This window comes from Flavobacterium chuncheonense (assembly GCF_042686145.1).
GTDB lineage: Bacteria > Bacteroidota > Bacteroidia > Flavobacteriales > Flavobacteriaceae > Flavobacterium > Flavobacterium chuncheonense.
The window spans coordinates 34,069-40,703 of record NZ_JBHUPC010000004.1; the positions used below are offsets into that span (position 1 = coordinate 34,069).

Sequence of the window (6,635 nt, forward strand, 5' to 3'; positions counted from 1 at the left end):
TATTTAAAAACCCCTACAAATACAATTTGTAGGGGCCATTAAATGAATTAGAGAGTAGAGGTAGAACTAATCCATTTTAATTACTATAAACTCACTACGTCTGTTTTTTTGATGTTCCGCCTCTGAACATGAAACACCATCCGAACAGCCGTTAACCAACTGTGTTTCACCATAACCTTTTGCTGTCAAACGTTCTCTTTCAATACCATTTTTAACCATGAATTCTAAAGTTGATTTTGCTCTTCTTTCCGATAAACGTTCGTTATAAGCATGTGTCTGACGACTATCAGTATGTGAACGAATATCCACTTGCATTTTAGGATATTGTTTCATGACTTCAACAATTTTTTGTAAATCTTTTGCCGCATCGGGTCTAATGTTCCATTTGTCTAAGTCAAAATAGATAATACTGATATCAAATATTTTGGCTAGGTCAGTACCTTCACTTACAGGGAAGACATTGCGTTTTAACTCCATATTAAGTTCTGTTTCGCCGCTTTCTTTATTTGAAGTAATTGATTTTTCATTGGTTTCATATTCTTCTTTAGAAGCTCTTAAGTAATATTTAGTATTACATTCGATATCAAATGAATATTTACCAAATTCATCAGCAGTAGCTGCTGCAAGTTCTTTTTGGTTTTCATCCAATAATTTTAAACTTGCATATGGAAGAATTTCATTTGTATCGATATCGGTTACAACTCCAAAAAGTTTTTGGGTACAAACTTTCAAGCTATAGATATCGTCATAACCACTTCCACCATCTCTGTTTGAAGTAAAAAATCCTGTTTTGTCTTTTCGTACTATAAATGCGAAATCATCCATTGAACTATTAATAGGTTTGCCCAAATTCAAAGGTTCTTGAAACGAATTGGATGCTGATTTTGATTCGAAAATATCAAGTCCGCCTAAACCCAAATGTCCGTCTGAAGCAAAATAAAGTGTACTGTCATACGCAATGAATGGAAATGTTTCACGCCCTTCAGTATTGACAGTATTTCCTAAATTTTCAGGACTACCAAAGCTACCATCACTATTGATACTTACTTTGTAGATATCGGATTTTCCAAATCCACCTGGCATATCAGATGCAAAATACATGTATTTATTATCAGCGCTCAAACTAGGGTGAGCGGTACTGTAATTATCACTATTAAATGGTACTTCTTCAATATTATCCCATTTGTTATCCACTAAGCTCGCTTTGTAAATTTTTACCAAAGTACTCTTATCTCCATCTTTACCTTTTTTACCGTCTAGATAATTGTTTCTGGTGAAGTACATGGTTTTACCATCGTTAGTAAAAACAGGTGACGATTCGTTAAACTTTGAATTAATCGTTTCCGAAAAATTAGTTGGTGTTCCAAGGGTTTTATCTTCATTAATTGTTACAACATACAAATCGGTAAAGTTTTGCATGGTCCACTTATGAACCTTGTTGTGTAAAGCGCCTTCTTTTCGAGCTGATGTAAACAGCAATTGATTGCCAAAATACGAAGGACCATAATCCGAATATTCTGAATTGATACTTGTTTTATCCATAGAATATTTCCAAGAAAGGGCTTCGATATCATTCAGATAATCTTTATTCGCTTCATAAGCTTTACCACGAGAATCATTTGACTTTTTATAAAATAATTCTAGATATTCATTGGCTTTATCATACACATTATTAGCTTTTAATGCTTGAGAATATCGAAAATAGTATTCTGGCTCAACTTCTTCATTTAAAGCAAATAAATCGCCATACCATTTTGCAGCTTTATCAAGTTCGCCATTGAAATAATAGGAATTACCAAGCTTCTTGAATAATTCAGATGACTTATGTCCTTTTTCAGCTACTTTTTCATAAATTTCAATAGCATCTATATAAGAGTATTTGTCATATTTGCGATCTGCAGAAGCTAATTTCGAAGATTGTGAAAAGCTTACGCATGAAATACCTATTGTTAATAAAATTGAATATATTGCTTTCATAATCTGTCGGTTTAAAAGAATCGAGGAGTACTGATTCTGTTATTATTAAATATCTCAAATCGTAAAAATATTTCGTGTGAACCCGAGTTATAATTTGATAACTTGGTTGTTTCCATATCGTATCCATAACCTGCAAAAATGGAATTGCTAATTTGGAATCCTATAAGACCACTCACTGCTGAATCCCAACGGTAAGCAGCACCCAAAGTTAACTTTTCATACAACAAAAAGTTCGCCGTAAGATCAAGTTGTAGGGGAGAGCCTTCAACACCTTTAGCTAGAAATGCAGGTTTAAATTTGAAGTTCGGACTAAACTCAAATACATGACCAGCTATCAAATAAAAGTGCATTTTTTCCTTTGTAATTGCAACATCATTATCATTATAATGTTTACTTTCAAACATATTCGGTACTGACAATCCTACATAAGTGTTATCAGAGAATAAATAGGCACCTGCTCCAATATTTGGATTAAATTCTGAATCAAAATTTTGGAATTGTGGATCATTCGTGTTGTAAATGTTCAATTTGTTTACATCAAGATTGAAAATGTTTGCAGTTCCTTTTAAACCTAATGAAAGTTTATAACTTGGTGATATTTGAATAAAATAAGCCAAATCTGCAGAAATTGTATTTTCTGTACTTGGACCAATTCTGTCATTTACGAAAGATAAACCAATACCGAAGTTGGAATCACCAATAGGAGTATTCAAAGAAGCATTATTGGTTACTGGAGCTCCATCTAGGCCCACCCATTGTGTACGGTGTAATAGAAATATACTAAAAGCGTCTCTAGAACCTGCATAAGCAGGGTTTACACTTATAGTGTTGTACATGTAGTTGGTATACTGCGAGTCTTGTTGCGCGATACAAAGTGCATGGGCTAAAATTAATGTAAAAAGGATATATATTTTTTTCATGACTATTTCTTTTAATTTATAAATGTATCATATTAGTTTCAGTATCATATTATTTATCCAAATATAAATAACCTGATTTATCATGCATCACATTTTCGTCATCTTTATATTTTAAGACGTAAAAATAGGTTCCATCCGGTAAAGTTTCATTTTGACTCAATGTAGTTCTTCCTTCAGAATAACCTTTGAAAGAAATTGCATTGTTGTCATAACCGGTTGCTTCATATACTAATATTCCCCATCTATTGTAAATTTCAACAGTATTGTCTGGATAACATTCAATACCGTCAATAAAGAAATAATCATTTGCTCCATCGTTATTTGGCGAAACAGCATTATATACTTCTACAGAACATGCTGGTAAAACCAAACATTGTTCATTAACATTTACATAGACTTCATATTTCTTAGGGCATGGATTATTTTCGGTGTTAATGATATATTGTAAAGTATAGTATCCGTTAATTAAATCTGCAATGGTAAAGTTATCACCTAATAAAGCTCCTGTACCGTTGACATCAATCCATTCACCGTTTGCTTCAATAAATTCACCAATTAACTCTCTTAATATGTCTAGTAAGTTGATACTTCTACTTTCTGTTTTACAAGCACTATATGTTGCAGCTTGAAAAGGAGATACAACATTAACATTTATGGTTTGTGTAAATTCTGAAACATTACCACAATTGTCATCAACAGTCCATTTGCGTGTTATAATGTAATTGTACATTGATATAAATGTAGTATCATCTTCATATACGACTTCATTTATACCCGAACAGTTATCTTCGAATACCAATTCAGGTATTTCTGGAATTGCAGAACAAACAGTAGTAATTTCTGTATCCAAAGGAGTTACTAATGTTGGAGGTGTATCATCGTAAACACTTATTATTTGAGTATGTGTATCAAAATTACCACACTCGTCAGTCACAGTCCAAATTCTAACAATTTCATATTCACCAGGACAGCTTGATCCAGTTGTAATGATATCTTCTGTCATATCAATACTAACAGAAGTAGAGCAATCGTCACTACCTGTAAGTGTTGCAGCAGCAGGAATTGCATCACAAGAAGCTGATTCGTTATCAGGAAGTATAGAAGTAAATACTGGACTTGTTGTATCTTGAATAGTGAATGTAGCTGTAGTTGAACTAGTGTTGCCACAATCATCCGTAGCCGTAAAGGTTACTGTAGCTGAACCTGTCAGACCGCAATCATCAGAAAGCACAGTAAAGTCATTTGACCATGTTACATTCGAACAGGTATCAGAAGCTAGAGCATTACCATTAGTCGCCAACCAAGCATTTAATTCCGCTGTGTTTCCAGCGCCATCACATTCTACTACTAAATCTGTTGCCAAGGTATCAATAGTTGGTGGAGTGGTATCTTGAATGGTGAAGGTTGCCGGTACTGTTCGGATATTACCACAATCATCAGTAGCGGTAAACGTTACAGTAGCTGAACCTGTCTGACCACAATCATCAGAAAGCATAGTAAAGTCATTTGACCATGTTACATTCGAACAGGTATCAGAAGCTAGAGCATTACCATTAGCCATCAACCAAGCATTTAATTCCGCTGTGTTTCCAGCGCCATCACATTCTACTACTAAATTTGTTGCCAAAGTATCAATAGTTGGTGGAGTAGTATCTTGAATAGTAAAAGTAGCCGTAGTTGAGCTAGTGTTACCACAATCATCAGTCGCCGTAAAGGTTACGGTTGCCGAACCAGTAGCACCACATAGATCCGAAAGTGCAGTGAAGTCATTTGACCATGTTACATTCGAACAGGTATCAGAAGCTAGAGCATTACCATTAGCCGTCAACCAAGCATTTAATTCTATTGTATTTCCAGCACCGTCACATTCTACTGTTAGATCTGCAGCCACCGTGTCGACAACTGGGTTAGTAGTATCTTGAATAGTAAAAGTAGCCGTAGTTAAGCTAGTATTACCACAATCATCAGTAGCCGTAAAGGTTACAGTAGCCGAACCAGTAGCACCACATAGATCCGAAAGTGCAGTAAAATCGTTAGACCACGTTACGTTCGAACAAGTATCAGAAGCTAGAGCGTTACCATTAGCCGCCAACCAAGCATTTAATTCAGCAGTGTTTCCAGCCCCATCACATTCTACTACTAAATTTGTTGCCAAAGTATCAATAGCTGGTGGAGTAGTATCTTGAATGGTGACGGTTGCCGGTACTGTTCGGATATTACCACAATTATCGGTAGCCGTAAAGGTTACTATAGCTGAACCAGTTGAGCCACAATCATCAGAAAGCATAGTAAAATCATTTGTCCATGTCACCCCACCGCACATATCCGATGCAACAGCACCTCCATTAGTCGCCAACCAAGCATTTAATTCCGCTGTGTTTCCAGCGCCATCACATTCTACTACTAAATCTGTTGCCAAAGTATCAATAGTTGGCGCAGTAGTATCTTGAATAGTAAAAGTAGCCGTTGTTGAGCTAGTATTACCACAATCATCCGTAGCCGTAAAGGTTACAGTTGCGGAACCTGTAGCACCACATAGATCCGAAAGCGTAGTAAAGTCATTTGACCAAGTTACTCCACCACAAACATCAGAAGCAATAGCACCACCGTTAGAAGTTAACCAATTGTTTAATTGAGCTGAGTTACCAGCACCGTCACATTCTACTGTTAAATCCGCAGCCATCGTGTCGATAACTGGGTTAGTTGTATCTTGAATAGTGAAGGTTGCTGAAGTAGTCGAGCTGTTTCCACAATCATCCGTAGCCGTAAAGGTTACAGTTGCGGAACCTGTAGCACCACATAGATCCGAAAGTGTAGTAAAATCGTTAGACCAAGTTACATTCGAACAGGAATCAGAAGCTAGAGCATTACCATTAGCTGCTAACCAAGCATTTAATTCCGCTGTGTTTCCAGCGCCATTACATTCTACTACTAAATCCACAGCCGCTGTATCGATTGTTGGAGGTGTATTATCATTTATTGATAATGTTGCAGTAGTCACACTAAAATTACCACAGTCATCGGTAGCGGTGAAAGTCACTGTAACATTTCCACTAGCTCCACAGTCTCCTGAAAGATTAGAGAAGTCATTAGACCAAGTTACTCCACCACACACATCAGAAGCAATAGCACCACCGTTAGAAGTTAACCAATTGTTTAATTGAGCTGAGTTACCAGCACCGTCACATTCTACGGTTAAATCCGTTGCCATCGTGTCGATAACTGGGTTAGTAGTATCTTGAATAGTGAAAGTAGCCGAAGTAGTCGAGCTGTTTCCACAATCATCAGTAGCGGTAAAGGTTACAGTAGCCGAACCTGTAGCACCACATAGATCTGAAAGCGTAGTAAAGTCGTTAGACCAAGTCACAGCCGAACAATCATCTGAAGAGGAAGCACCACCATTAGCTACTAACCACGCATTAAGATCGGCAATGTTACCATTACCATCACATTCTACGGTTTGGTTTACAGCTTGTGTAATTAAAGTTGGCGCAGTAGTATCTTGAATGGTGAATGTAGCTGTAGTTGAGCTAGCGTTACCACAATCATCCGTAGCGGTAAAGGTTACAGTAGCTGAACCAGTAGCACCACATAGATCTGAAAGCGTAGTAAAGTCGTTCGACCAAGTCACAGACGAACAATCATCTGAAGAGGAAGCACCACCATTAGCTACTAACCACGCATTAAGATCGGCAATGTTACCATTACCATCACATTCTACGGTTTGGTTTACAGCTT

Annotated in this window: 3 protein-coding genes; all 3 read right to left on the bottom strand. The window is 36.7% G+C overall.

The window, feature by feature from the left end; all coding sequences use genetic code 11:
* Positions 1–66 precede the first annotated feature (66 nt).
* Positions 67–1,977 (bottom strand): OmpA family protein, encoded by a 1,911-nt coding sequence (locus ACFS5J_RS00225; RefSeq protein WP_379809877.1) that lies wholly within the window; start codon positions 1,975–1,977, stop codon positions 67–69.
* Positions 1,978–1,988: 11 nt separating this feature from the next.
* Positions 1,989–2,897 (bottom strand): PorP/SprF family type IX secretion system membrane protein, encoded by a 909-nt coding sequence (locus ACFS5J_RS00230; protein WP_379809879.1) that lies wholly within the window; start codon positions 2,895–2,897, stop codon positions 1,989–1,991.
* Positions 2,898–2,946: 49 nt separating this feature from the next.
* The coding region (locus ACFS5J_RS00235; protein WP_379809880.1) for a T9SS type B sorting domain-containing protein at positions 2,947–6,635 on the bottom strand (3,689 nt) is incomplete at its 5' end.

Bases quoted from the DNA above. Each gene is read 5' to 3' on its own strand.
- ACFS5J_RS00225 (WP_379809877.1), bottom strand. From the start codon at position 1,977: ATGAAAGCAATATATTCAATTTTATTAACAATAGGTATTTCATGCGTA.
- ACFS5J_RS00230 (WP_379809879.1), bottom strand. From the start codon at position 2,897: ATGAAAAAAATATATATCCTTTTTACATTAATTTTAGCCCATGCACTT.